The following is a 25,797-nucleotide window of genomic DNA, read 5'->3' as shown; positions in this document are numbered from 1 at the left end:
TCAGTGTCTGCCCGCTTTCACCACGTCGAGCACTTCGGCTACGGTCAGGAAGGAGCCGAAGACCACGATTCTATCACCCTCCCCTGCACCCTGCTGCGCCGCAGCATAAGCATCCTTCGGCGAGGGAAAACACCGGATGCCGGCTTCGATGCCCGCCATATGCAGGCGCAGCGCCAGCTCTTCCGCCTTGAGGCCGCGCGGGCCGGGCAGATCGGCAAGCAGCCAGTGGTCGATCCGGCCCTTCAGCAGCGACACGACGCCTTCGACATCCTTGTCGCCGAGCATGCCGAGCACCGCCCAGGTTTCCGGATGGAAACCCATGCTCCCCAGGTTCTCGGCCAGCACGCCGGCCGCCTGCGGGTTGTGGGCAACGTCCAGCACCACCGCCGGACGGCCGGGCAGGACCTGGAAGCGGCCCGGCACCTCGACCAGCATCAGGCCCTGGCGGATGGCCTGCATCGATACCGGGATGCGGTCACGCACGGTGTCGAGCACCGTCATCACCGCAGCGGCGTTGAGCAACTGGTTGGCCCCCCGCAGCGCCGGATAGGCCAGGCCGCCGCGCTTGACCAGCGCACCCTGCGCAGGCGGCGCCTGGTAGCGCCAGTAGCCCCACTGCTGGCGGTCGCCGCCGAAGCCGAAATCGCGGCCGCTGATCCACAACTGCGCGCCGATCGCCTCGGCATGGTCGCGCAAGCTGGCCGGCGGTTGCGGGTCGCCGCACACGGCGGGCCGGCCGGAACGGAAGATGCCGGCCTTCTCGAAGCCGATCGCTTCCCGGGTGTCGCCGAGATAATCCATGTGGTCGAGCGCGATACTGGTCACCAGCGCGCAATCGGCGTCGAACACGTTCACCGCGTCCAGCCGGCCGCCCAGGCCGACTTCGAGGATGACGACGTCCGGCGCCTCCTTGCGGAACACTTCCCAGGCGGCCAGCGTGCCATGCTCGAAATACGTCAGCAGCGTGTCGCCGCGGGCGGCTTCGACCGCATCTAAAGCCGCGACCAGCGCCTCGTCGGCCACTTCCTTGCCATCGACGCGGACACGTTCGTTGTAGCGCAGCAGATGCGGCGAGGTATAGCAGCCGACGCGATAGCCTTCGGCCAGCAGGATCGCCTCCAGCATCGCGCAGCACGATCCCTTGCCGTTGGTGCCGCCCACCGTGATCACCAGCGCATCGGGATCGGCTCCGAGCACGGCCCGCACCCGCGCGACACGCTCCAGGCCGAGCTGGATGGTCTGCACATGGCGCTGTTCGAGCAGTTGCAGCCAGCCGGCCAGCGTGCGCGGCGAAACGGCAGTGGACGAAGAAACCATCAGGCAGCCGAGGCGGCGGGCTGGCGCAGCAGCAGGCAGAGCAGACGGGCCAGCTCCTGCCGCATCTCGCGGCGATCGACGATCAGGTCGATGGCGCCCTTCTCCAGCAGGAACTCAGCGCGCTGGAAGCCTTCCGGCAGCTTCTCGCGCACCGTCTGCTCGATCACGCGCGGGCCGGCAAAGCCGATCAGCGCGCCCGGCTCGGCGATGACGACGTCGCCCATGAAGGCGAAGCTCGCCGACACGCCGCCCATGGTCGGGTCGGTCAGCACGGTGACGAAAGGCAGCCGGCGCTCGGCCAGGCCCGTGATCGCCGCCGTGGTCTTGGCCATCTGCATCAGCGAGAACAGGCCTTCCTGCATGCGCGCGCCGCCCGAGGCGGTGATGCAGATGAAGGGCAGGCGCTGCTCATAGGCGGCCTTGGCGCCGCGCACGAAGCGCTCGCCGACCACCGACCCCATCGAACCGCCGAGGAACTCGAACTCGAAACAGGCCACCACCACCGGCACGCCGCCGATCAGCCCCTGCATCACGACCATCGCGTCGACCTCGCCGGTCTCGGCTCCCGCAGCCGACAGGCGCTCGGGATACTTGCGCGAGTCCTTGAACTTCAGCGCATCGATCGGCCTCACTTCGGCGCCGATCTCGACGCGCCCTCCGATGTCGAACAGCATGTCGAGACGCTGGCGCGCGCGCAGCCGGTTATGGTGTCCGCACTTCGGGCACACGCCCTGGTTGCTGTCGAGGTCGGAGCGATAGAGCACGGCTTCGCATGCGCTGCACTTGCTCCACAGCCCTTCCGGAATCGTCGACTTGCCGCGCCCTGCGTTGTCGCTGCGCTTGATCTTCGGCGGCAGCAGCTTCTGCAACCAACTCATGATTTCACTCCTGTTGCCGGTTCGATGGCGTCGAGCGCTGCGCGGATGCTGCGCATGAAGGCATGCACGCGTGCGACGGCTTCGCCTGCCGGGGCCTGCTCGATTTCCTCGATGATCCGGCTGCCGATGACGACCGCGTCGGCAACGGCACCGATGCGCCGGGCACTCTCGGCATCGCGGATGCCGAAACCGACGCCGACCGGCAGGCCGACCGCGGCGCGGATCTGCGGAATGCGGCGCGCGACCTCGTCGATGTCGAGCCTGCCGCTGCCGGTCACGCCTTTCAGCGAGACGTAGTAGATGTAGCCGCTGCCCGCCGCGGCGACGTCGGCGAAACGCTGCTCGGTCGACGTCGGCGCCAGCAGGAAGATCGGATCCAGGCCGGCGGCCTTGGCCGCGCGGGTGAAGCCGGTGCATTCCTCGGGCGGATAATCGACCACCAGCACGCCATCCACGCCCGCTTCGCTGGCGGCGGCGACGAAGTTTCCAACGCCCATGGCTTCGATCGGGTTAGCGTAGCCCATCAGCACCACCGGCGTCTCGGCGTTCCCGGCGCGGAAGGCGCGGACGGTGTCGAGCACCTTGCGCAGGCTCATGCCCTGCTCCAGCGCACGCTCGGAGGCGCGCTGGATGGTGGGGCCGTCGGCCATCGGGTCGGAGAAGGGCACGCCCAGCTCGATGACGTCGGCGCCGCCGTCGACCAGGGCGCGCATCAGCGGCAGGGTCAGCGCGGGCTCGGGAAAACCAGCGGTGACGAAGGGAATCAGCGCCTTGCGGCCATCGGCCTGCAAGCGCTGGAAAACGGTCTGGATTCTTGACATGTCACGTCTCGATCACGCAGCGGGCCGCAAGGCGGCCCGGGGAGGTTCAGAACTGGATGCCGGAACGTTCGGCGACGGTGTGCATGTCCTTGTCGCCGCGGCCCGACAGATTCACCAGCAGGATCTGGTCGCGCGGCAGCGTCGGCGCCAGCTTGGCTGCGTAAGCCAGCGCGTGCGAGGACTCCAGCGCCGGGATGATGCCTTCGTAGCGGCACAGGTCGTGGAAAGCCTGCAGCGCTTCGGCATCGGTCGCGGCGACGTACTCGGCGCGCTTCGAATCCTTCAGCCAGGCATGCTCGGGGCCGACGCCCGGATAGTCCAGGCCGGCTGAAATCGAATGCGTCTCGATGATCTGGCCGTCCTCGTCCTGCATCAGGTAGGTACGGTTGCCGTGCAGCACGCCGACGGGCGCATCGGTGGTCAGCGGCGCCGCATGGCGGCCGGTTTCGAGGCCGTCGCCCGCCGCCTCGACGCCGACCAGGCGGACGCCTTCGGCACCGATGTAGGGATGGAAGATGCCGATCGCGTTGGAGCCGCCGCCGACGCAGGCAATCACGTAGTCCGGCTGGCGCCCGGCCATCTCCGGCATCTGCACCAGGCATTCCTTGCCGATCACGGTCTGGAAGTCGCGCACCAGCAGCGGATAGGGATGGGGCCCGGCCACGGTGCCGATGATGTAGAAAGTGTCGGCGACATTGGTGACCCAGTCGCGCATCGCTTCGTTCAGCGCATCCTTCAGCGTCTTCGAGCCGGACTCGACCGGCACCACGGTGGCGCCGAGCAGCTTCATGCGATAGACGTTGGCGGCCTGGCGCTTGACGTCTTCCGAGCCCATGTAGACCACGCATTCCATGCCGTAGCGCGCGGCGATGGTCGCGGTGGCGACACCGTGCTGCCCCGCGCCGGTCTCGGCGATCACCCGCTGCTTGCCCATGCGACGGGCCAGCAGCGCCTGGCCGATGCAGTTATTGACCTTGTGCGCGCCGGTGTGGTTGAGGTCTTCGCGCTTCAGGTAGATCTGCGCGCCGCCGAGCGTCTCCGACCAGCGCTTGGCGTGGTAGATCGGGCTCGGACGGCCGACGTAGTGCTTGAGCTCGTATTCGAACTCGGCCATGAAGGTGGGGTCGGCCTGGCACGCGGCATAGGCCTCGCGCAGCTCGGCCAGCGCCGGCATCAGGGTCTCGGCGACGAAAACGCCGCCGTGAGGGCCGAAATGCCCGCTTGCGTCGGGAAACTGGTAAGGCATGTCAGCCATCTGCTTGTCGAACTCCATCGATGAACGCGGCGATCCGGGCCGCATCCTTGATTCCCTTGCCGCTTTCGACTCCGCTCGAGACGTCGACCGCCCACGGCCGGAGGCGCCGCACCGCCTCGGCGACGTTGTCCGCGTCGAGCCCGCCGGAAAGCACGAGCGGCCGCCCGAAGCCCTCAGGAATCAGCGACCAGTCGAAAGTTTTCCCTCCGCCGCCATAACCCTCGACGAAGGCGTCGACGAGGATCCCGCTGGCGTGCGGATGCGAAGCCGAGAATTCTACCAGATCGACCCCCGGCCGCATCCTCGCGGCCTTGATCCATGGCCTGCCGTGGCCGGCGCAATCGGCCTCGCTCTCGTCGCCGTGGAACTGCAGCAGTTGCAGCGGCACACGCTCGAGCACGGCCTGGATCTCTTCCCGCACGGGATTCACGAACAGGCCAACGGCGGTGACGAAAGGCGGCAGCAAGGCCGCGAGTTCGGCCGCCCGATCGATGCTGAGCGCACGCGGGCTGGGCGGATAGAAGACGAAACCGATCGCATCGGCACCGAGTTCGACGGCGGCACGCACGTCCTGCGGGCGCGTCAGGCCGCAGATCTTGATTCGGGTACGGGGCATTCAGGTGAGGGGGAGCTGAGGCAGCGCGATGATACGCCCATCGCCGGGCAGCGGCCAGCGCGGCGGATAGGCAACACCGCACAGGTACAGGCCGTCCGGTGCAAAGGTCGGCGCAGCATGGATGCGATCCTGCGCTGCGAGCTGCGCCTGCATCCACTCCACCGGGTAACGCCCCTTGCCGACATAGACCAGCGCCCCGACCAGGTTGCGGACCATGTGATGCAGAAAGCCATTGGCGCGGAAGTCGAACAGCAGGTATTCGCCCTGGCGGGCGACGCGCGCTTCGCGCATGACGCGAACCGGTGTCTTCGACTGGCAGCCGGCGGCACGGAAGGACGAAAAATCATGCGTGCCGACCAGGCATTCGGCCGCCTCGGCCATCCGCAGTTCGTCCAGCGGCGCATGGAACCAGCCGACCCGCCCGGCCAGCATCGCCGGCCGCGTCGGACTGTTGTGCAGGATGTAGCGATACTGGCGCTCATAGGCGAGAAAGCGCGAGTGGAAATCCTCATCCACCGCCACCGCCCAGCGCACGACCACCGCCGCCGGCAGCAAGGCATTCACGCCGCGCACCCAGGCCGTCATCGGCCGTGACGCCTCGGTATCGAAATGCGCCACTTGGGCGCTCGCGTGGACACCGGCATCGGTGCGCCCCGCGCAGTGCAGGCGCACCGGCGCGGCGGCGATCTCCGTCAGCGCCCGTTCGAGCACGTCCTGCACCGTGCGGCCATGCGCCTGGCTCTGCCAGCCGCAGAAGGCATCGCCGGCATATTCGATGCCGAGCGCTATGCGGCCCATGGCAGGCTCCACAGCGACACCCCCAGGCCCAGCAGCCCCAATGCTGCGGCAACGGCGACATCCAGCGGCCCCAGTCGCTCGCGGACGAGCCTGACCGGCTCCAGCTCGCCACCGGCGCCATCGTCACCAGTGTCGCGCAGCCAGTCCTTCCAGTGCGTCGCACTGCCACGCGGCGAAGCCTCGACGAAGCGCAGCACCAGTATCAGACGCAAGGCCAGGTCACCGGCACGCAGGCCGATCACGGAAAAAGGACGGCTCAGGCTGTAGAGCCCGCCAACCAGACGCTCGACCGGCAGGCGTTCGAGCAACAGCGCCACCGCACACACCACCGCGATCAGGCGCCCGCCATGGACCAGGGCGAGCATCGCCCCCTCACGGCTGGGTGAAAGCTGTGGCCAGGACGGGAACACCGCTTCGCCCGGCGTGAACCAGCCGAACAGCAGCACGATGGCAAACATCAGCACCCGTACCCGGCGCAGCAGGCGCAACGCCCTGTCACGGGCGAAACCGAGTGCGAGCGCCAGGCTGGCGGCGGCGACCCACGCCAGCGCCACCGGGCCGAGGAATTGTACCGACGCCACGCCGGCGAACCACAACGACAGCAGAAGTCCTGAATGCATGCCTGTAATGAAGAAGCCCTCGGCGGGGGCGAAGAGGGAATATTTTGCCTGGGGCGCATTCTGCCTGCCGACGCTTGCCGCGGCAAAAAAAGACAGCCCCCGCAGAGCTACGGCCCTGCGGGGGCAAATCCGGATTCGAACTCAGGACAGGCGCTCGATCATCTCGCGGGCGGTTGCCTGCTGCGCTGCGGAGCCTTCGCGCAGCACTTCATCCAGCAGTTCGAGCGCGCCTTCCTTGTCGCCCATGTCGTCGTAGGCGCGCGCCAGCTCGAGCTTGGTCTCCACTTCGTCACCGGACGCCGCCAAATCGGCATCGAGAGTGTCGGCCGCAGCGAAATCCACCTGGGACTGGCCGAGCTGGGTCGCTTCGATCGAGATCGGAACGGTCGTTCCATCCTCCGCCGGCGAGGTACCGAAGTTGTCCAGATCCAGATCGATCGAGGTCAGGTCGAGGCTCGCGGCACCGGCCGCCGGAGGCGGCACCGGTGCATCGATGTCGAAATCGAAATCCAGCAAGCTGCTGTCGAAGCTGGTCTGCTCGATGTCAACGACCGGCATCGGCACATCGTCCGATCCGCCCCCGGGTTGGGGTCCGGCGGGCGTCAGATCGAGATCGGGCAGCTCGAAATCGAGCGCGGACGCCAGGCCCACATCCGCAGTCGCCGCCGCTTGCGAACTCTCTTCGGCCGCACGCGCTGCGGACTCGGTCGCGGCGTCTGCCGCCCCGCCGGCGCTGCCCGCTTCGTCGATCTCGAGATCGAAAGTCAGGCCTGCATCCTCAGCCGCCTGCGTTGCGACCGGCGCTGCCGGCGTTTCGCCCCCCAGGTCGAGTTCGAAGTCGATCACCCCGGCGTCGAGCGTTCCGGCGACTTCGGCTTCCGGGGCAGTTGCTTCCGCAGCGGCATCGACTGCAGCCGGGGCCTGCACGGAATCGGGCAAGGCATCGGCTCCTTCCTCGCCGCTTTCCTTCTCGCCACCGAGCTGGCTCAGTTCGCCCGGCACCATCCAGGTGTCGCGCATCTGCGACTGGCTCGGCCCCATGGGCAAGGAGCTGGTGAAATCGAGATCGGCCAGCGAGGCCGGCTCGGACACCGGAATGGAAGTCCGCGCCGGCGCTGCGGGCTCGGCTTCGACGCTGAAACTGTCCGCCGGCGCCTCGGCTGCAGCCGATCCGACTGCGCCCGCAACCGCGGCCGCCGCACCTGCCGCGACGCCCAGCGGCATCTCGGTCGGGACTTCGTTCTCGCTCGGCTTTTCGGCATACAGGGGATTGTCGGCATCCAGCTTGCGGCCCATCGCCGCGGCCTTCTCCCAGTCGCTGCCCTGGCCGCCGGACTGTGCGAACAGTTCGGAGGCGACGGTCTCGAACTGGCGCGGATCCTTGCGCTGGGCGTAGATTTCCAGCAGCTTCAGGTGGATCGCCGTACGCGCGGGATCGGCCTTCAGCGCGTCCTGCAGAATCTCCTCCGCCTGCACGTCGCGGCCATACGCCATGTAGACATCGGCTTCCGCAACCGGATCGACCCCTTCGTCGGCATCGATCGCCGACAGCCCGGTCTGGCTGAAGTCGGTCTGCATGATGCTGCTGGCACCGGTATCGACGCTCTGCCCGCCGGTCGAGTCGAACACGCTCTGTCCACCCGGGGCCAGCTCGCTCAAGGCTGCCGGCGCAGGAGCGGCAGCCGCCTTGCGCCGATTCCGCAGCTTGAGGCCGGCATAACCGAGCAACAAGGCCAGGATGCCGCCACCTCCCGCGATGACGGAAGGGTCTTCCATCATCGACTCCATGAAGCTCGGCTCGGGTGGCGGCGGTGGCGGCGGCGCCCTGCGCACCGGGCGCTTCGGCGGCGCCTCCTTTGCCGCAGCCTCGGCCACTTTGGCGGCTTCCGGCGCGGCAGCCTCCGCGCTGGCGGTTGCGGCCGGAGCTTCTGCACGCTGGGCAGGCTCGGCCTGGCCCGCCTCGGCCGGCTGGGTGGCATCCGATGCAGCCGCCGGCTCCTCGGCCGCGGCGGGCGTGTCCACCGCAGCCGCCGACAGCAGCGGCTCGGCTGCAGATTCGCTGGCAACGGGCGACAACGGCAGTTCGGCTACCGGCGGCATGCCTTCCGCTTCCTGCTGCAGCTGGGCGAGCGGTGCGCTGCGCAGCTCGAGCAGCTTCTTCATGTCGTTGATGCTCGCTTCGAGCTGCGCCAGCCTGGCATTGGCCTCCTCCAGCGCCCGCTCGCGTGCGGCCAGTTCTTCCTCGAGCGCCTGCAGGCGGCTGTCTGCATCGGCGGAGCCTTGCGCCGGCTGGCTGCGGGAAACCCTCAACTGGTCGCCATTGTCCGCGGGCGCCTGCGGTTCCTCGACGCGCGGCACGATCCTGCCCGCGCTTTCCTGCCCGGCCTCGGCCTGCTGTGCCGGTGCGCGGCGGGCCGCGGCGGCAGCCAGGCCGCGGCGGTAGGCATCGAAATCGGCGGAATGGACCCGGATCTCGCGCCGAGCCTCGGCAGGCGCAATGCCGCGGGCTGCATCGGCATCGGGAATGGCGAGCACTTCACCGGCACGCAGGCGGTTGATGTTGCCGCCATCGAAGGCATTGCGGTTGGCGCGATACAAGGCGACCAGCATCTGGTCGAGCGTCACGCCCGGCTGTGCATTGGCAGTCGCGATCCGGTTCAGGGTATCGCCGCGGCGGACCGTGTAGGAGTCGACGGGCGTTCGCGCGACAGGCGGCGGTGCCGACCGTGTCGGCGCCTGGCTGCGTGCGGCGGGCGTGGCCGGCATATCGACGGCCGCCGCCAGCGGCTGGGGCGCGGTGAGATCGACCGGATCGAGCAGGAAAGTGTATTCCCGGGCGACGCGGCCGTTGGCCCAATCGAGCTCGACCAGCAGATCGACGAAAGGATCGTTGATCGGCCGGTCGCTGGACAGGCGGACGACGGGGCGGGATGCGCGCGTATCGACGCTGACCCGAATCGCCGCGGCCGCAGCCGAATACGCGATGCTTGCCCGCTGGAAAGCTTCGGGCGACGCGATTTTCGCCGTCAGCGACTGCAGTTCCTGCGCCGTCGCACTGATCTGGATTTCTGCGCGCAGTGGCTGACCCAGGCCGCTGAAGACGTTGATCTGCCCGAGGCCCGCGGCCTGTGAGCCGAGCGGAATCGAAGCGATGGCCAGCGCAATCAGGGATGCCTTGAGCGAGGTTTTCATCATGGTCTTCAAACTGCGTTTCCCCCGAAAGCCGAGCTTTCCTGTCGAAAAGCGTCGTGGTTTGGGCTAGAAATCTAGCATCTTCCCCAGTGAGCCGCAGCAATCCACGTCAATTCACGGATGCACGGCGTGAATTAATACCGCGATCGCAGCCCCCGGAAAAGCAAAGGGGGCCGCAGCCCCCTCTGATTACGGCACGGAATGCCGATTCTTGACGCTCGATCAGCGCTCGACCAGGATGCGCAGCATGCGGCGCAGCGGCTCGGCGGCCCCCCACAGCAACTGGTCGCCGACCGTGAAGGCGCCGAGATAGTCCGGCCCCATCGCCATCTTGTGCAGGCGGCCGACCGGCACCGACAGCGTGCCGGTGACGGCGGTCGGCGTCAGTTCGCGCTCGGTGAGTTCGCGCTCGTTGGGCACGACCTTCACCCACTGGTTGGCGCCGGCGATGATGTCGCTGATCTCGTCGAGCGGCACGTCCTTCTTCAGCTTGATGGTCAGCGCCTGCGAATGGCAGCGCATCGCGCCGATGCGCACGCACAAGCCGTCGATCGGGATCGAGCCCGGGGTGCGGAACGCCGGGTTGCCGAGGATCTTGTTGCATTCGGCACCACCCTTCCACTCTTCCTTGCTCTGGCCGTGCTCGACCGGCACGTCGATCCACGGGATCAGGCTTCCGGCCAGCGGCGTGTTGCGGAAGTTCTTCTTCGGGAAGCCGTCCGAGCGCATGGTCTCGGCGACCTTGCGGTCGATCTCGAGGATGGCCGAGGCCGGATCGGCGAGCAAGTCCTTGACCGAGTCGTGGATCGTGCCCATCTGGCTGATCAGCTCGCGCATGTTCTGCGCGCCGGCGCCCGAGGCCGCCTGGTAGGTCATCGCCGAGATCCACTCGACGAGGCCGTGCCGAAACAAGCCGCCGAGGCCCATCAGCATCAGCGACACGGTGCAGTTGCCGCCGATCCAGTTGCGCCCGCCCTTGTCCAGCGCGGCGTCGATGACGTCGCGGTTGACCGGGTCGAGGATGATCACGGCGTCGTCGTTCATGCGCAGCGCCGAGGCGGCGTCGATCCAGTGGCCGTTCCAGCCGGTGGCACGCAACTTCGGGAAGACTTCCTTGGTGTAGTCGCCGCCCTGGCAGGTCACGACGATGTCGCAACTCTTCAGCGCGTCGATGTCCGTCGCGTCCAGCAAGGGCGCAGCCGCTTCCTTGCCGCCGAAGGACGGCGCCTTGCCGCCGGCGTTCGAGGTGGAGAAATACACCGGCTCGATGAAGGCGAAGTCGCCTTCTTCGACCATGCGCTGCATCAGCACGGAACCGACCATGCCACGCCAGCCAACCAGACCGACTCGATTCATGTTCATCACTCTCAGCAAAAACGTTTTTCGAAGAATCCGTTCGGACCCGACAGCTTACAGGGCGGCGAGCACCGCGTCGCCCATCTCGCGGGTACCGACCTTCTTCGTACCCGGCTCGTAGATGTCGCCGGTGCGCAGACCTTGCGCGAGCACCGTCTTGACCGCGTTCTCGATGCGCTGCGCGGCCTCTTCCTGATTGAAGGTATAGCGCAGCATCATCGCCGCCGACAGGATGGTGGCAAGCGGGTTGGCGACGCCCTTGCCGGCGATGTCCGGCGCCGAACCGTGCGAAGGCTCGTACAGGCCCTTGTTGTTGGCGTCGAGCGAGGCCGACGGCAGCATGCCGATGGAACCGGTCAGCATCGAGGCTTCGTCCGACAGGATGTCGCCGAACATGTTGCCGGTGACCATGACGTCGAACTGCTTGGGCGCACGCACCAGCTGCATCGCGGCGTTATCGACCAGCATGTGGCTCAGTTCGACATCCGGATAGTCCTTGGCCACTTCCTCGGCGATGTCGCGCCACAGCTGGGTGCATTCGAGCACGTTCATCTTGTCGACCGAGCACAGCTTCTTGCCGCGCTTCTGCGCCGCCTCGAAGGCCACCTTGAGGATGCGGCGGATCTCGTACTCGGCGTAGATCATCGTGTTCCAGCCCACGCGCTGCTGCGTGCCGTCCACTTCGCGGGTCTCGATGCCGCGCGGCTGGCCGAAGTAGATGTCGCCGGTCAGCTCACGCACGATCAGGATGTCGAGGCCGGCGACGACCTCGGGCTTCAGCGAGGAGGCGTTGGCCAGTTCGGGGTACAGGATCGCCGGGCGCAGGTTGGCGAACAGGTTCAGATCCTTGCGGATGCCGAGCAGGCCGCGTTCCGGGCGCTGCTCGCGCGGCAGGTTGTCCCACTGCGGGCCGCCGACGGCGCCGAGCAGCACTGCATCGGCTTCGCGTGCGAGCTTCTGCGTCGCCTCGGGATAAGGCGTGCCGGTCGCATCCACGGCGCAGCCGCCGAGCAATGCCTCTTCCATCTCCAGCCCGAGGTCGAGCGCCTGCAGCACGCGCACGGCCTCCGCCATGATTTCCGGACCGATGCCGTCGCCCGGCAGCACGCAAATCTTCATTCCGTCTTTTCTCCTGTTGGCCCGCGCCGCAGCGGCTCAGGCAAAGTAATAGGGGTGCTCGGCGCGCCGGCGCTCTTCGTAGGCTTTGATCTTGTCGGCATGGCGCAGGGTCAGGCCGATGTCGTCCCAGCCGTTGAGCAGGCATTCCTTGCGGAAGGGATCGATGTCGAAGCCGATCGTCCTGCCGTCCGGACGGGTGATGGTCTGCGCCGCCAGGTCGACGACCAGGCGGTAGCCTTCGTTCGCTTCGCACTGGCGGAAGAGTTCGTCGACTTCGGCTGCATCCAGCTTGATCGGCAGCAGGCCGTTCTTGAAGCTGTTGTTGAAGAAGATGTCGGCGAAGCTCGGCCCGATCAGCACGCGGAAGCCGTAGTCTTCCAGCGCCCACGGCGCGTGCTCGCGCGAGCTGCCGCAGCCGAAGTTGTCACGCGTCAGCAGGATCTGCGCGCCTTGGTAGCGCGGCTGGTTGAGCACGAAATCCGGGTTCAGCGGACGCTTGCTGTTGTCCTGGCCCGGCTGGCCGACGTCGAGATAGCGCCATTCGTCGAAGGCGTTGGGGCCGAAGCCGCTGCGCTTGATCGACTTCAGGAACTGCTTCGGGATGATGGCGTCGGTGTCGACGTTGGCGCGGTCGAGCGGCGCGACCAGGCCGTCGAGCTTGGTAAACGGATTCATTATTTCACTGCCCTCTGGATGGCTTCGCCACCCTTTTCGATATCCTTGCCAATGCCATGCACGGTGTTGCAGGCGCCGAGCGACAGCCCGGCGAGCACGGCGGCGAGGACCATTGCTGCTCCCCTCATCGGGACACTCCTGGCGAACGCGCGGCTCAGCCGAGCTGGCGCACGTCGGTGAAGTGGCCGGTCACCGCGGCGGCCGCGGCCATCGCCGGGCTGACGAGATGCGTGCGACCGCCGGCGCCCTGCCTGCCTTCGAAGTTGCGGTTCGAAGTCGAGGCGCAGCGTTCGCCCGGCTCCAGCCGGTCGGCGTTCATCGCCAGGCACATCGAACAGCCCGGCTCGCGCCATTCGAAGCCGGCGGCGACGAAGATCTCGTGCAGCCCTTCATCTTCGGCCTGGCGCTTGACCAACCCGGAACCCGGCACCACCAGCACGCGCTTGACGCTGTCCGCCTTGCGCCGGCCCTTGGCCACCGCAGCCGCTTCGCGCAGATCCTCGATGCGCGAGTTGGTGCATGAGCCGATGAAGACCTGGTCGACGGCGATCTCGGTGATCGGCGTGTTCGGCTCCAGCCCCATGTATTTCAGCGCCCGCTCGATGCCCTCGCGGCGCACCGGATCGGCCACCGCGGCCGGATCGGGCACGCGGCCATCGACCGTGGTGACCATTTCGGGCGAGGTGCCCCAGGTGACCTGCGGCAGGATGTCCTCGGCCTTCAGTTCGACGACCTTGTCGAACTGCGCGCCTTCGTCGCTCTTCAGCGTGCGCCAGTAGGCCACCGCCTGCTCCCAGGCCTCGCCCTTGGGCGAGAACGGGCGACCCTCGAGGTATTCGATGGTGGTTTCATCGACGCCGACCATGCCGGCTCGCGCGCCTGCTTCGATCGCCATGTTGCAGATCGTCATGCGGCCTTCCATCGACAGCGAACGGATCGCGCTGCCGCCGAACTCCATCGCATAGCCGGTACCGCCGGCCGTGCCGATCTTGCCGATGATCGCGAGCACGACGTCCTTGGCGGTGACGCCCTGGCCGAGCTGCCCATCGACCCTGATCAGCATGGTCCTGGACTTCTTCTGCAGCAGGCACTGCGTCGCCATCACGTGCTCGACTTCGGAGGTGCCGATGCCGTGCGCCAGACAGGCGAAAGCGCCGTGCGTCGAGGTGTGCGAGTCGCCGCAGACGACGGTCATGCCCGGCAGCGTGGCGCCGTTTTCGGGGCCGATGACGTGCACGATGCCCTGGCGTTCGTCCTTGAACGGGAAGTAGGCCAGCGAGCCGACTTCGCGGATGTTGGCGTCCAGGGTCTCGACCTGCTGGCGCGACACCGGGTCGAGGATGCCCTGCTCCCAGTGGTCGGTCGGCGTGTTGTGGTCGGCGGTGGCGACGATCGAGCTGATCCGCCACGGCTTGCGCCCGGCCAGCTTCAGTCCTTCGAAAGCCTGCGGACTGGTGACTTCATGCACCAGGTGGCGATCGATGTAGATCAGGGCCGTGCCGTCGGCCTCTTCATGGACGACGTGGCTGGACCAGAGCTTTTCGTACAGGGTTTGCGCTGCCATCCCGTGTATTCCGTACAAAAGAGATTGATTATTTCACAAAGCGGCCGGCGCAGGCCATAGCCACTCTCGCCCACGAACCCTCAGCGCCGCGCCGCCTGGTACAGCGGCATGACCCGCGCCGCGTATTCGGTGAGGTCGCGCTGGCGCGTGCCGTGCGACGGGTGGGTGGACAGCCACTGCGGCGGCGAACCGGCCGACTGCGAAGCCATCTTGTCCCACAGCGTGACTGCGGCACGCGGATCGTAGCCTGCACGCGCAGCCAGTTCCACGCCCATGCGATCGGCCTCGGTTTCGTGCTCGCGCGAATTCGGCAGTTCGAAGGTGACCTGCGCGACCTTGCCCATCAGGTCCTGCCCCACCTGCCCCACGCCGAGCACCGCGCCCGCCACCGACAGGCCGATGCCGGTCGCCATCGATTTCGAGATGCGCTCGCGGGCATGTTCGCGCAGGGCATGGGCGATCTCGTGGCCCATCACCGCGGCGATTTCGTCGTCGCTGAGCTTCAGCCGATCGATCAATCCAGTGTAGATCGCCATCTTGCCGCCCGCCATGCACCAGGCGTTGAGCTCGTCGGAGGACAGCACATTGACCTCCCAGTTCCAGGCCGGCGCATCCTTGCGGAACACGCCGGTATGCGGTGTCAGCCGGCCGACGATGCGCCGTACGCGCTGCACCGTGGCGGCATCGCGGTTCAGCGCATTCTTGCTGCGCGCCTCGTTCATCATCTCCTGGTACTGCTTGTTCGAGGCCTGCTCGACCTCCTGCGCCGACACCATCATCATCTGCGAACGCTGCACCCCGACCGCGCCACCCTGCGTGGTCTGCACCGTCTGGCAGGCGACCGTGATCGTCGCCGCCAGCGCGGCGGGCAACAGGCTTCCGTAAATGAGCTTCATGTCTTTCCCTCCGATTCAAGGATTCCGCGCCTCGTCCTGCGCGGACGCGGGCCAACCGCGCACCAACCAGGCGAGTCCCAGCAGCGCGAACACGGAGCCGAAGGTGAAAGTCCATTCCGGCCCCGGGGCGTCCCAAGTGTAACCACTGAGCAAGGCGCCCAGCATGCCGCCGGCGCCGAAGGAAATGCTGCCGTACAAGGCCTGTCCACGCGATTGGAGTCGGCCGGTGAACCATCGGTTCACCACCGCGATCGCGGCGGCATGATAGGCGCCGAAAGTCACGCCATGCAGCACCTGGGCAAACAGCAGCACCGGCAGGCTGCCCGCGCCCCAGCCGATCAGCACGAAGCGGAGCACCGCGCAGGCGAAGGAAAACACCAGGATGCTGCGCAGGCCGAAGCGCCGCATGATGCGCGGCATCAGCATGAAGACGATGATCTCCGCAACCACGCCGAGTGTCCACATCCAGCCGACCAGCGCCTTGTCGTAGCCCGCACCGACCAGGTAGATCGAATAGAAGACGTAGAACGCGCCATGAGCCGCCGACATCAGGAAGCAGGCGCCCAGCAGCGCCCTCACCTCGCGCCGTTGCAGCACCTCGCGCAGGTTCATCGCCACATGCCCCGCCTGCGTCGATGCGGCGTCGGGGACGAAAAAGGAGCACAGCAGCACGCCGCCGAGGATGGCGGCCGTGACCCACAGCACCGATTCGATGGCCACATGGTCGAGCGCCTGACCCAGCACCAGCACTGCGACGATGAAGCTGACCGAGCCCCATACCCGCACGCTGCCGTAGCGGTGCCCCTCCGCCCCCAGGTGCGAAAAGGTCAGCCCTTCGATCAGCGGCAGCGCCGCACTCCAGAAGAAGGCCATCAGCGCCATCGCCGCGAGCAGGCCGCCGAACTCGGTGGTCATGAAGAAACCTGTGAAACCGGCCAGGCTCATCAGCGCGGACAGCCGCAGAATCGCCACCCGCTTGCCGAAGTGCTCGGCAAGCCAGCTCCACATGTAAGGCGCGACGATGCGCATCAGTTGCATCATCGACATCAGCAGCGCGATCTCCGCCGCGCTCAGCGAAATGGACTGCAGGTACAGCGCAAAATACGGCGAAAAAGCGCCGACGAAGCCGAAATAGAAGAAGTAGTAGGCCGACAGGCGCCAATAGGGAAGCATGGAAGCGATAGAAGAATGGGGCGAGCCACGGAGATAGGGCCAAAGGCGAAACCCACCAACACAGGAATGAGCCCCATGCCATGAACGATGGGTTTCACCTGGCGGCTCTACCCATCCTACATGGTTCCCATCTTATTCGACTGCCCCGGCAGGCAGGCCTCGCATCCAGCCATGCCAGCGCTCAGCGCGGCGACGGCAGGCGCTGCTGCCCTTCGGGCGCCAGCGCGGCGATCTTCGGCGTCGCCGTCGTCACGTCCGCGCACTGGGCGCGATGGCGCAGCGCATGGTCGATCAGAACCAGCGCCAGCATGGATTCGGCGATCGGCGTCGCGCGGATGCCGACGCAGGGGTCGTGCCGGCCATGGGTATTGACGGTGACCGGTTCGCCCTGGCGATCGATCGAACAGCGATCGAGGCGGATGCTGGAAGTCGGCTTGATCGCGATGCTGGCAATGACGTCCTGGCCGGTGGAAATGCCGCCCACCACGCCACCGGCATTGTTCGACAGGAAGCCGCGCGGCGTCATCTCGTCGCCGTGCTCGGTGCCGCGCTGGGCGACGGACGCGAAACCGGCGCCGATCTCGACGCCCTTGACCGCGTTGATGCTCATCATTGCATAGGCGATGTCGGCATCCAGCCGGTCATAGACCGGTTCGCCCCAGCCCACCGGCACGCCGCTGGCAACCACGTCGATGCGCGCGCCGATCGAGTCGCCCGCCTTGCGCAACTCGTCCATGTAGGCTTCGAGCTGCGGCACGATGCCGGCATTGGGCGCGAAGAAGGGATTGCGTTCGACCTCGTCCCAGCTCACGAAGGGAATCTCGATCGGGCCGAGCGCGGTCATGCAGGCACGGATGACGACGCCGTAGCGCTCCTTCAGCCACTTCTTCGCGATCGCACCGGCAGCGACGCGCACCGCGGTCTCGCGCGCCGACGAGCGGCCGCCGCCGCGGTAGTCGCGGATGCCGTATTTCTGCCAGTAGGGGTAGTCGGCATGGCCCGGGCGGAAGGTGTCGACGATGTTGCCGTAGTCGCGCGAGCGCTGGTCCTGGTTGCGGATCAGCAGGCCGATCGGCGTGCCGGTGGTATGGCCTTCGAACACGCCCGACAGGATCTCGACTTCGTCCGGTTCGCGGCGCTGGGTCACGTGCCGCGACGTTCCGGGCTTGCGGCGATCGAGCTCGGCCTGGATGTCGGCCGCGCTCAGCGCCAGCCCCGGCGGGCAGCCATCGACGACGCAACCGATCGCCGGGCCGTGGGATTCGCCGAAGGAGGTGACGGTGAAGAGGGTACCGAGCGTGTTTCCGGACATGAACTTCCTGCCTGATCAGCACAAAAAACGAAAAAGGATGGGACGCGAGTCTAGCACGCGCCCCATCCCCACCGGCCGCCGTGCCCCTGCGGGCACGCGGAAATCAGTGGAAGAAGCCTTCCAGCCGCTCGAACACCTCGTGCTCGGCACCATGGCGGCGGACGTTGAGCACGTCCTCCAGCTTTTCGACCTGGCGCACCATCTGCTCCAGCCGGTGATCGTCGAACACCAGCAGCCAGATGCGCGAACGCTTGCCGTCGGACACCGGCATGCACAGGATGCCTTCGACGTTGAAAGCGCGGCGCGCGAAGAGATTGCAGATGTGGCTCATCACGCCGGGATGGTTGTTCACATCCAGCTCGAGGACGACCTTGGCAACAGCGGTGGCTTGCGGCAGCGGGTCGGCAACTTGTTCGATCATCATCAGCCTCCGATCATTTCGGTGTTGGCGGCACCCGGCGGCACCATGGGATAGACGAATTGTTCGCGATCGATCGTCGCGTGGATCAGGCACGGTCCCGGTTCGCTGAGCGCCTTGGCCAGTGCCGCGCGCGGATCGTCCGCCTGGTCGAGATCGAGGGCCGGCACGCCGAAGCCTTCGGCGATCTTGACGAAATCCGGCTCGACCCGGTAACGGGAGGCGAACTGGCGCTTGCCGTAGAACAGCGCCTGCTGCTGGTACACCAGACCGAGCGCGTTGTTGTTCATCAGCACGATCTTGAGGTTGAGGCCCTCCTCGGCCAGCGTGGCGAGCTCCTGGATGTTCATCTTGAAGCTGCCGTCACCGGTGAAGCACACCACCGTGCGTTCGGGTTCGGCCAGCGCCGCACCCATCGCCGTCGGCAGGCCGAAGCCCATCGTCCCCAGCCCGCCCGAGGTCAGCCACTGGCGCGGACGACGGAAGGGGTAGGCCTGGGCGACCCACATCTGGTGCTGGCCGACATCGGTGGCGACCACCGCCTCGTCGTCGAGGGCATCGGCCACCGCCTTGATCAGGCCGTAGTGGCTGCGCGGATCGCCGATGTCGGGGAACTGCATCGGAAAGCGTTGCTTCAAGTCCGCGACCTGGGCCAGCCAGTCCGTGCGCAGCGCTGCCTTGACGCGCGGCAGCAGGGCTTCGAGCGCTTCGGTGACGTCGGCATGGATGGCGACGTGGGCGTTCTTGATCTTGTGCAGTTCCGAGCGGTCGACGTCGATGTGCACGATCTTCGCATTCGGGCAGAACTGCGCCGCACGGCCGATCGCGCGGTCGTCGAAGCGGGCGCCGACACAGATCAGCAGGTCCGCTTCCTCGAGCACGAAGTTGGTGTAGCGGGCGCCGTGCATGCCGAGCATGCCGACCGACAGCGGGTGATCGACCGGCATCGCGCCGAGCGCCATCAGCGTCATCGTCGTCGGCAGCCCGCCCTGCTCCGCCAGTTGCACGGCCAGCGGCGACGCGCCGGAATGGATCACGCCGCCACCCAGGTAGAGCACCGGACGCACAGCCTCGTTGATCATCCGCGCGGCCTCCTCGACCGCGGCCAGGTCGAGTTGCGGCGGCAGGTCGGCAACGGCCGGCGGCGGCAGCTCCTGCACTTCGATGAGCTGGTTCTGCACGTCCTTCGGCACGTCGATCAGCACCGGGCCGGGACGGCCGGACATGGCGATGCGGAAGGCGTCGGGCACGACTTCGAGCAGTTCCTCGGCAGAGCGCACGAGGAAATTGTGCTTGGTGATCGGCACCGTGATGCCGTAGATATCGACCTCCTGGAAGGCATCCGTACCGATCATCGCCTGCGGCACCTGGCCGGTGATGATCACCATCGGGATCGAGTCCAGACAGGCATCGGCGATCGCGGTGACGAGATTGGTCGCGCCGGGTCCGCTGGAGGCGACGCACACCTGCGGCACGCCCGACACGCGCGCCATGCCCTGGGCCATGAAGCCCGCGCCCTGTTCGTGGCGTGCCAGCACGTGGCGAATCTGGCTGCTGGCCGAGAGGGCGTCGTAGAACGGCAGGATGGCACCGCCGGGCAGGCCGGCGATGGTCTGCACGCCCTGGCGTTCGAGCAGGCGCACGATCAGTTGCGCGCCGGTGAGTTGAGTCATGATGTTCTCCTTCTTGGTTTCAGCGACATCACCGGCGAGGCTCCAGAATGCAAAAACCCCCGCCGGGCTTGCGCGCCGACGGGGGTTTGGAATCCTGCAGTTCGAGTGTTCTGTCCCGTTACGACGCGCGCATGCCTACGCCTACTACGCGTACGGCTACGACCACGACGGAGAAGAAACGGGAAACGGAACGCATGATGGCTCGAAATGAATTGCGCTTCGAATGAAACCACGAACGCGCCGGCAACACAAGCGCTTCGTGATCAAAAAAACTTGCCGGCGCTCCGGGCGCGCCCAGCCCTGCGCCCTTCACGTCGCGCTGCCGTCGCGCAACTCCCGGCGCAGGATCTTGCCGACATTGCTCTTGGGCAGATCGTCGCGGAACTCGATCCGGTGAGGCACCTTGTAGCCGGTCAGGTTCTGCTGGCAGTAGGCGATCAGTTCCGCCTCGGTCAGGTTCGGATCCTTGCGCACCACGAAGACCTTGACCGCCTCGCCACTGCGCTCGTCCGGCACCCCGACCGCAGCCACCTCGATCACGCCCGGATGGCTGGCGACGACGTCCTCGACTTCGTTCGGATAGACGTTGAAGCCCGATACCAGGATCATGTCCTTCTTGCGATCGACGATCGAGATGAAGCCCTTGTCGTCGATCACCGCGATGTCGCCGGTACGCAGGAAGCCGTCCGGCGTGAAGGCACGCGCCGTCTCCTCGGGAAGCTGCCAATAGCCCCGCATCACCTGCGGCCCGCGCACGCAGAGTTCGCCGCGCTGGCCGATCGGCTGCTCGACGTCGGCATCGTCGCGGATGCTGATCTCGGTCGAAGGCACGGGCAGGCCGATGGAGTGGTTGAATTCGGGCAGATCGAGGGGGTTGATCGTGACCGCGGGCGATGTCTCGGTCAAGCCATAGGCCTCGACCAGCGGAACCCCGGTCACCTTGCGCCACTTCTCGGCGACGACCTGCTGCACGGCCATGCCGCCCCCCAGGGAAACGCGCAGGTTCGAGAAGTCGAGCCTGGCGAAATCGGGGTTGTTCAGCAGGGCGTTGAACAAGGTATTGACGCCGGTGATGGTGGTGAACTTGTGCTTGCCCAGTTCCTTGACGAAACCCGGGATGTCGCGCGGATTGGTGATCAGCACGTTGACCGCGCCGATCTTGAAGAAGGTCAGGCAGTTCGCCGTCAGCGAGAAGATGTGGTACAGCGGCAGCGCGGTGATGATCACCTCCTCGCCCTCGTGCATGAAAGGGGCGATCCAGGCGTGGGCCTGCTGAAGGTTGGCGATGATGTTGCCGTGGGTCAGGACCGCGCCTTTCGCCTTTCCGGTCGTCCCCCCGGTGTATTGGAGGAAGGCGATGTCATCGTGCCCCAGTTCCACCGCCTGCAGGCGATGACGCCCGCCGCGGGCCAGAGCGTCGCTGAAGCGCACCGCGCCGTCGAGACGCCAGGGCGGGACCATTTTCTTCACCCGGCGGACGACGAAATCGACCAGCATCGACTTCGGGAAACCCAGCATCTCTCCCAGGCTGGTGACCACCACGTGCCTCACCGGCACCCGCGCACGCACCTGTTCGAGCGTATGGGCGAAATTCTCGACGATGACGATGGCGTCCGCCCCGGCATCCTGCAACTGGTGCTCGAGTTCCCGCGCGGTATACAGCGGATTGACGTTGACGACGGTATAGCCCGCGCGCAGGGCGCCGAACAGGGCGACGGGATACTGCAGCAGATTGGGCATCATCAGCGCCACGCGCGCACCGGCGGGCAGCTTCAGTTCCCCCTGCAGGTAGCCGGCGAACTGCGCCGACAGACGATCGAGCTCACCGTAGGTGATGCCCTTGCCCATGCAGATGTAGGCCGTACGCGACGCGAAGCGGTGCACACTCTGCTCGAAAAGGTCACCCAGCGAGCGGAACTCATCGGGATCGATTTCGGCAGGCACGCCGGCGGGGTAGCTTTTCAGCCAGATCTTGTCCACGGTATCTCCTCCTTTTGTTGGAAAAAAGCGGGTCGAACCAGGTTCGACCGGCCGCCCTCCCGAGGCGTCGGGCGGGCCCCGTGGCCCGCCTTCCATTCCAACGATCATCCCACCCCTGTTATGTGTCGCGGAGCGTGGATGCTGCGTGCCTCACGCGGCACGCATTGGAGGGGCAGCGGCACGAAGCCGCCACCACTCTGGAGCTTCGCAGCCCCTCGCCTGTTTCAGGCCTCCTCTTCCTGTGAAGGCCAATTGCGGATGTAGTTCTTCAACATCCGGTTCTCGAAGCTCTGTTCCTCGAGCACCGCCTTGGCGACGTCGTGGAAGCTGACGACGCCGAGCAAGGTATGCCCATCCATCACCGGCAGATAACGCTGGTGATGCTCGACCATCATGCGCCGCAGCTCGTCCATCTCCATGTTCGGCGACGCGGTCTGCGGATCGGCGATCATGACATCCTCGACGGCAAGCGACTGCCAGTCCGCCGCGCCGCGCCGGACGCCCTGCAGGACTTCGCGGAAGGTCAGCAGGCCGACCATCTGGCCACGCGAGAAGACCACGAGCGAGCCGACGTCCTGCTCGTCCATGATGTCCACCGCTTCAGCGATGCTCTTGTTCGGCGCAATGGTGAACAGCACCTTGCCCTTGATCGCGAGAATTTCGCTAACCAGCATCTCGTCTCCCTGCCTCGATCCCCAGGATCGTTCGCGTCATCGATACGCCATCTTAGAGCATCGGCCGGTGACCGGGAAGGCATCCGGCCGCCTGTCGCTGCGGCGGGTCAGCGCTTCAGTTCGCCCAGCTTGCCCTTGACCTGCGCCCACTCCTCTGCGTCCGGCAAGGCATCCTTGCGCTCGACGATCGGCTTCCACTGCTTCGACAGTTCGGCGTTCAGCGCGATGAACTGCTGCTGATCCGCCGGCACGTCGTCCTCGGCGTAGATCGCCTCCACCGGGCATTCGGCCACGCACAGCGTGCAGTCGATGCACTCCTCGGGATCGATGACGAGGAAGTTGGGGCCTTCACGGAAGCAGTCCACCGGGCAGACGTCGACACAGTCGGTATATTTGCAACGGATACAGGATTCGGTCACTACGTAAGCCATCGTTCTCTCCAGCCAGATCAGGGCTCGGGCCCCTGCAGACGACAATATAGTGCAGTCGTTTGCATTTTCACCACGCTTCGCGAGCGAAACATCGTTTTCGGCGCATCGACTCTCTTGACGCGCGCCGCGTCATGGCATAAGTTTCGCCGAAATTCTTCGAGAGAAGGCTCCCTGCTTCTCTCCAGGCCGGGCGACTCTGCCTGCCCTGCCCCCTCCATACCCGCAGTACCCCGACGAGGCACCTCCGCCTCGTCCATACCCGCCACCCTGATGTGAGGAATCATGAGCGAGCATATCCACTATGTGACCGACGGCAACTTCGACTCCGAAGTGCTTCAGTCCCAGACCCCCGTTCTGGTCGATTACTGGGCCGAGTGGTGCGGTCCGTGCAAGATGATCGCGCCGATCCTCGATGACGTCGCCAAGGACTATGCCGGCAAGCTCAAGGTCGCCAAGCTCAACATCGACGAAAACCAGGACACGCCCGCCAAGTACGGCATCCGCGGCATCCCGACGCTGATGCTGTTCAAGAACGGCAACATCGAGGCGACCAAAGTGGGCGCCCTTTCCAAATCTCAACTGACCGCCTTCATTGACAGCAACATCTAAGCCGGACCAGTCTCCGGCCCGTTCTCGCGGGGCTTCGCGCGCTCGTCGCCGCGGCGCGCGCAACCGCGACGGTAATTCCCCCCAGAATCCGCAGATCGAAGACGACCTGTTCGACGTCGAGAACGCCGGCGAGGAAAACTCCACGCCGCGCGACGCCAGCGTCCCCGCGCTTCACCTGTCCGAACTCAAGGCCCTGCACGTCAGCGAACTGCTGCAGATGGCCATGGAGAGCGGCGTCGAAGGCGCGAACAGGCTGCGCAAGCAGGAACTCGTCTTCGCCCTGCTGAAGAACCGTGCACGCAAGGGCGAACCGATCTGTGGCGATGGCGCACTCGAAGTGCTGCCTGACGGCTTCGGCTTCCTGCGCTCCCCCGACACCTCGTATCTCGCCGGCACCGACGACATCTACGTCTCGCCATCGCAGATCCGGCGCTTCAACCTGCGCACCGGCGACACGATCGAAGGCGAGATCCGCACGCCGAAGGACGGCGAGCGCTACTTCGCGCTGACCAAGCTCGACCGCATCAACGGCCGCCCGCCGGAAGAATGCAAGAGCAAGATCCTGTTCGAGAACCTCACGCCCCTGCACCCGCAGGAATGCCTGAAGCTCGAACGCGAGATCCGCGGCGAGGAGAACATCACCAGCCGCGTGATCGACATGATCGCGCCGATCGGCAAGGGCCAGCGCGGCCTGCTCGTCGCCCCGCCCAAGAGCGGCAAGACGGTGATGCTGCAGCACATCGCCCATGCGATCACGTCCAACCACCCGGACGTCAAGCTGATCGTGCTGCTGATCGACGAGCGCCCGGAAGAAGTGACGGAGATGCAGCGTTCGGTGAAGGGCGAGGTCGTGGCCTCGACTTTCGACGAGCCCGCCACCCGCCACGTCCAGGTCGCCGAGATGGTGATCGAGAAGGCCAAGCGCCTGACCGAGCACAAGTACGACGTGGTGATCCTGCTCGACTCGCTGACGCGGCTGGCGCGCGCCTACAACACCGTGGTGCCGGCTTCCGGCAAGGTGCTGACCGGCGGCGTCGATGCCAACGCGCTGCAGAAGCCCAAGCGTTTCTTCGGCGCCGCGCGCAACATCGAAGAGGGCGGCTCGCTGACCATCATCGCCAGCGCGCTGATCGACACCGGCAGCCGCATGGACGACGTGATCTACGAGGAATTCAAGGGCACCGGCAACATGGAGCTCCACCTCGACCGGCGCATGGCGGAAAAGCGCGTCTATCCGGCGATCAACGTCAACCGTTCGGGCACCCGCCGCGAAGAGCTGCTGCTCAAGCCGGACGTGCTGCAGAAGGTCTGGATCCTGCGCAAGCTGCTGTACGGCATGGACGACATCGATGCGATGGAATTCCTGCTCGACAAAATCAAGGCCACCAAGGGCAACGCCGAGTTCTTCGACGCCATGCGCTCCGGCCGCGGCTGAACGAAGCGCACACATGCGGCAGAAACGACGAACGCCACCCTCGGGTGGCGTTCGCTTTCTTGCGGCCGGTCCGCTGCGGGGCCGGCCGGACGCATCACTTACCGTAATCGAAGAAACCCTTGCCACTCTTGCGGCCCAGGTAGCCGGCTTCCACCATCTCCACCAGCAGCGGCGCCGGGCGGTACTTCGGATCCTTGAAGCCTTCGAACAGTACTTGCATGACGGCAAGCTCGACGTCCAGGCCGATCAGGTCGCACAGCGCCAGCGGGCCGATCGGATGGTTGCAGCCCAGCTTCATCGCTTCGTCGATCTCGGCCGCCGTCGCCAGGCCTTCGCCGAGCGCGAAGATTGCCTCGTTGATCATCGGGCACAGCATGCGATTGACGACGAAACCCGGGCTGTTCTTGATCTGTACCGGCGTTTTGCCGATGGCTTTCGACACCGCCTCGACCGCCGCATAGGTCTCGTCCGTGGTCTGCAGGCCGCGGATCAGTTCGACCAGCGCCATCATCGGCACCGGATTGAAGAAATGCATGCCGACCACCTGGCCGGGGCGCGCGGTCGCCGCGGCGAGCTTGGTGATCGAGATCGACGAGGTATTGCTCGCCAGGATGGCATCGGGCCGCATCGCCGCATCGAGCTTGGCAAAGATATCGAGCTTCAACTGCAGGTTCTCGGTCGCCGCCTCGATGACCAGATCGCAGTCTCCGAGCGCCGGCATCGACGTCGCCGCCACGATCCGCGCCATCGCTGCATCCTTCTGCCCGGCGCTCAGCTTGTCCTTCTTGATCAGGCGGTCGAGGCTCGAGGCGATCGTCGCCAGGCCACGCTGCACCTGCGCTTCGCCGATGTCCATCATCACCACATCCAGGCCCGCGACTGCGCAGGCCTGGGCAATGCCGTTGCCCATCGTCCCTGCACCCACCACACCGATCTTGCCGATACTCATCGTCTTCATTCTCCAGTCAGGATTTCGATTCATGCA

At 66.3% G+C, this 25,797-nt stretch carries 24 protein-coding genes; 2 read left to right on the top strand and 22 right to left on the bottom strand.

The window, feature by feature from the left end:
* The 21 genes from folC to fdxA all read right to left on the bottom strand — a co-directional run bounded on the left by folC (window position 1) and on the right by fdxA (window position 22,768).
* The gene (folC, locus tag TBU01S_RS12905) at window positions 1-1,317 is read right to left on the bottom strand and encodes a bifunctional tetrahydrofolate synthase/dihydrofolate synthase (protein ID WP_068637035.1); all 1,317 of its coding nucleotides are present in this window, start codon (window positions 1,315-1,317) and stop codon (window positions 1-3) included.
* A complete protein-coding gene (accD, locus tag TBU01S_RS12900; protein ID WP_068637034.1) occupies window positions 1,317-2,195 on the bottom strand; it encodes an acetyl-CoA carboxylase, carboxyltransferase subunit beta in 879 nt (292 codons plus the stop codon). Before accD ends, folC begins: the two co-directional genes overlap by 1 nt.
* Entirely contained in the window at window positions 2,192-3,016 is an 825-nt protein-coding gene (trpA, locus tag TBU01S_RS12895) for a tryptophan synthase subunit alpha (RefSeq protein WP_068637033.1), read from the bottom strand. Before trpA ends, accD begins: the two co-directional genes overlap by 4 nt.
* Window positions 3,017-3,062: 46 nt before the next feature.
* On the bottom strand, window positions 3,063-4,271 hold the full coding sequence (gene trpB / locus TBU01S_RS12890) for a tryptophan synthase subunit beta (protein ID WP_174524537.1): 1,209 nt from the start codon (window positions 4,269-4,271) through the stop codon (window positions 3,063-3,065).
* On the bottom strand, window positions 4,264-4,887 hold the full coding sequence (locus TBU01S_RS12885) for a phosphoribosylanthranilate isomerase (RefSeq protein WP_068637031.1): 624 nt from the start codon (window positions 4,885-4,887) through the stop codon (window positions 4,264-4,266). Before TBU01S_RS12885 ends, trpB begins: the two co-directional genes overlap by 8 nt.
* On the bottom strand, window positions 4,888-5,685 hold the full coding sequence (gene truA / locus TBU01S_RS12880; protein WP_068637030.1) for a tRNA pseudouridine(38-40) synthase TruA: 798 nt from the start codon (window positions 5,683-5,685) through the stop codon (window positions 4,888-4,890). It lies immediately after the preceding gene.
* Entirely contained in the window at window positions 5,673-6,305 is a 633-nt protein-coding gene (locus TBU01S_RS12875; protein ID WP_068637029.1) for a CbiQ family ECF transporter T component, read from the bottom strand. The genes truA and TBU01S_RS12875 overlap by 13 nt, the downstream gene beginning before the upstream one ends.
* A gap of 141 nt (window positions 6,306-6,446) precedes the next feature.
* Window positions 6,447-9,500, bottom strand: a complete 3,054-nt coding sequence (locus tag TBU01S_RS12870) for a motility hub landmark protein FimV (protein WP_369404208.1) — start codon at window positions 9,498-9,500, stop codon at window positions 6,447-6,449.
* A 219-nt stretch (window positions 9,501-9,719) separates the two neighbouring features.
* On the bottom strand, window positions 9,720-10,853 hold the full coding sequence (gene asd, locus TBU01S_RS12865; RefSeq protein WP_068637078.1) for an aspartate-semialdehyde dehydrogenase: 1,134 nt from the start codon (window positions 10,851-10,853) through the stop codon (window positions 9,720-9,722).
* A 54-nt stretch (window positions 10,854-10,907) separates the two neighbouring features.
* Window positions 10,908-11,972: a 3-isopropylmalate dehydrogenase gene (gene leuB / locus TBU01S_RS12860; RefSeq protein ID WP_068637028.1), complete on the bottom strand. Its 1,065-nt coding sequence runs from the start codon at window positions 11,970-11,972 to the stop codon at window positions 10,908-10,910.
* A 36-nt stretch (window positions 11,973-12,008) separates the two neighbouring features.
* A complete protein-coding gene (leuD, locus tag TBU01S_RS12855; RefSeq protein WP_068637027.1) occupies window positions 12,009-12,647 on the bottom strand; it encodes a 3-isopropylmalate dehydratase small subunit in 639 nt (212 codons plus the stop codon).
* Entirely contained in the window at window positions 12,647-12,775 is a 129-nt protein-coding gene (locus tag TBU01S_RS12850; protein ID WP_068637026.1) for an entericidin A/B family lipoprotein, read from the bottom strand. The genes leuD and TBU01S_RS12850 overlap by 1 nt, the downstream gene beginning before the upstream one ends.
* A 26-nt stretch (window positions 12,776-12,801) precedes the next feature.
* Window positions 12,802-14,211, bottom strand: coding sequence for a 3-isopropylmalate dehydratase large subunit (gene leuC / locus TBU01S_RS12845; protein ID WP_068637025.1), 1,410 nt, complete (start codon window positions 14,209-14,211; stop codon window positions 12,802-12,804).
* A gap of 80 nt (window positions 14,212-14,291) precedes the next feature.
* Window positions 14,292-15,107 (bottom strand): M48 family metallopeptidase, encoded by an 816-nt coding sequence (locus TBU01S_RS12840; protein WP_068637024.1) that lies wholly within the window; start codon window positions 15,105-15,107, stop codon window positions 14,292-14,294.
* A 15-nt stretch (window positions 15,108-15,122) separates the two neighbouring features.
* A complete protein-coding gene (locus TBU01S_RS12835; protein ID WP_068637023.1) occupies window positions 15,123-16,280 on the bottom strand; it encodes an MFS transporter in 1,158 nt (385 codons plus the stop codon).
* 181 nt (window positions 16,281-16,461) lie between these two features.
* Window positions 16,462-17,592 carry a chorismate synthase gene (aroC, locus tag TBU01S_RS12830; protein WP_068637022.1) on the bottom strand — a complete coding sequence of 377 codons (1,131 nt, stop codon included), beginning with the start codon at window positions 17,590-17,592 and terminating at the stop codon, window positions 16,462-16,464.
* Between the two features lie 103 nt (window positions 17,593-17,695).
* Window positions 17,696-18,016 (bottom strand): acetolactate synthase small subunit, encoded by a 321-nt coding sequence (gene ilvN, locus TBU01S_RS12825; RefSeq protein WP_068637021.1) that lies wholly within the window; start codon window positions 18,014-18,016, stop codon window positions 17,696-17,698.
* Window positions 18,016-19,683 (bottom strand): acetolactate synthase large subunit, encoded by a 1,668-nt coding sequence (ilvB, locus tag TBU01S_RS12820; protein ID WP_068637020.1) that lies wholly within the window; start codon window positions 19,681-19,683, stop codon window positions 18,016-18,018. Before ilvB ends, ilvN begins: the two co-directional genes overlap by 1 nt.
* 309 nt (window positions 19,684-19,992) lie before the next feature.
* On the bottom strand, window positions 19,993-21,663 hold the full coding sequence (locus TBU01S_RS12815) for a long-chain-fatty-acid--CoA ligase (protein WP_068637019.1): 1,671 nt from the start codon (window positions 21,661-21,663) through the stop codon (window positions 19,993-19,995).
* 224 nt (window positions 21,664-21,887) lie between these two features.
* Window positions 21,888-22,337: a CBS domain-containing protein gene (locus tag TBU01S_RS12810; RefSeq protein WP_068637018.1), complete on the bottom strand. Its 450-nt coding sequence runs from the start codon at window positions 22,335-22,337 to the stop codon at window positions 21,888-21,890.
* A gap of 107 nt (window positions 22,338-22,444) precedes the next feature.
* Complete coding sequence (gene fdxA / locus TBU01S_RS12805; RefSeq protein WP_068637017.1) at window positions 22,445-22,768, bottom strand: ferredoxin FdxA; 324 nt, start codon at window positions 22,766-22,768, stop codon at window positions 22,445-22,447.
* A 282-nt stretch (window positions 22,769-23,050) separates the two neighbouring features.
* Between fdxA and trxA the strand changes: the two genes are divergently transcribed.
* Both trxA and rho read left to right on the top strand, forming a co-directional pair.
* On the top strand, window positions 23,051-23,377 hold the full coding sequence (trxA, locus tag TBU01S_RS12800) for a thioredoxin TrxA (RefSeq protein WP_068637016.1): 327 nt from the start codon (window positions 23,051-23,053) through the stop codon (window positions 23,375-23,377).
* 175 nt (window positions 23,378-23,552) lie between these two features.
* On the top strand, window positions 23,553-24,812 hold the full coding sequence (gene rho / locus TBU01S_RS12795) for a transcription termination factor Rho (RefSeq protein WP_281178443.1): 1,260 nt from the start codon (window positions 23,553-23,555) through the stop codon (window positions 24,810-24,812).
* A gap of 94 nt (window positions 24,813-24,906) precedes the next feature.
* On the opposite strand, the gene TBU01S_RS12790 is transcribed toward rho, so the two are convergent.
* Window positions 24,907-25,761 (bottom strand): 3-hydroxybutyryl-CoA dehydrogenase, encoded by an 855-nt coding sequence (locus tag TBU01S_RS12790; RefSeq protein WP_068637076.1) that lies wholly within the window; start codon window positions 25,759-25,761, stop codon window positions 24,907-24,909.
* Window positions 25,762-25,797: the final 36 nt, after the last annotated feature.

This window comes from Thauera butanivorans NBRC 103042 (genome assembly GCF_001591165.1).
Lineage (GTDB): Bacteria > Pseudomonadota > Gammaproteobacteria > Burkholderiales > Rhodocyclaceae > Thauera > Thauera butanivorans.
The sequence above is the reverse complement of the archived record's forward strand: the minus strand, read 5'-3'. Positions and strand labels throughout refer to the sequence as shown.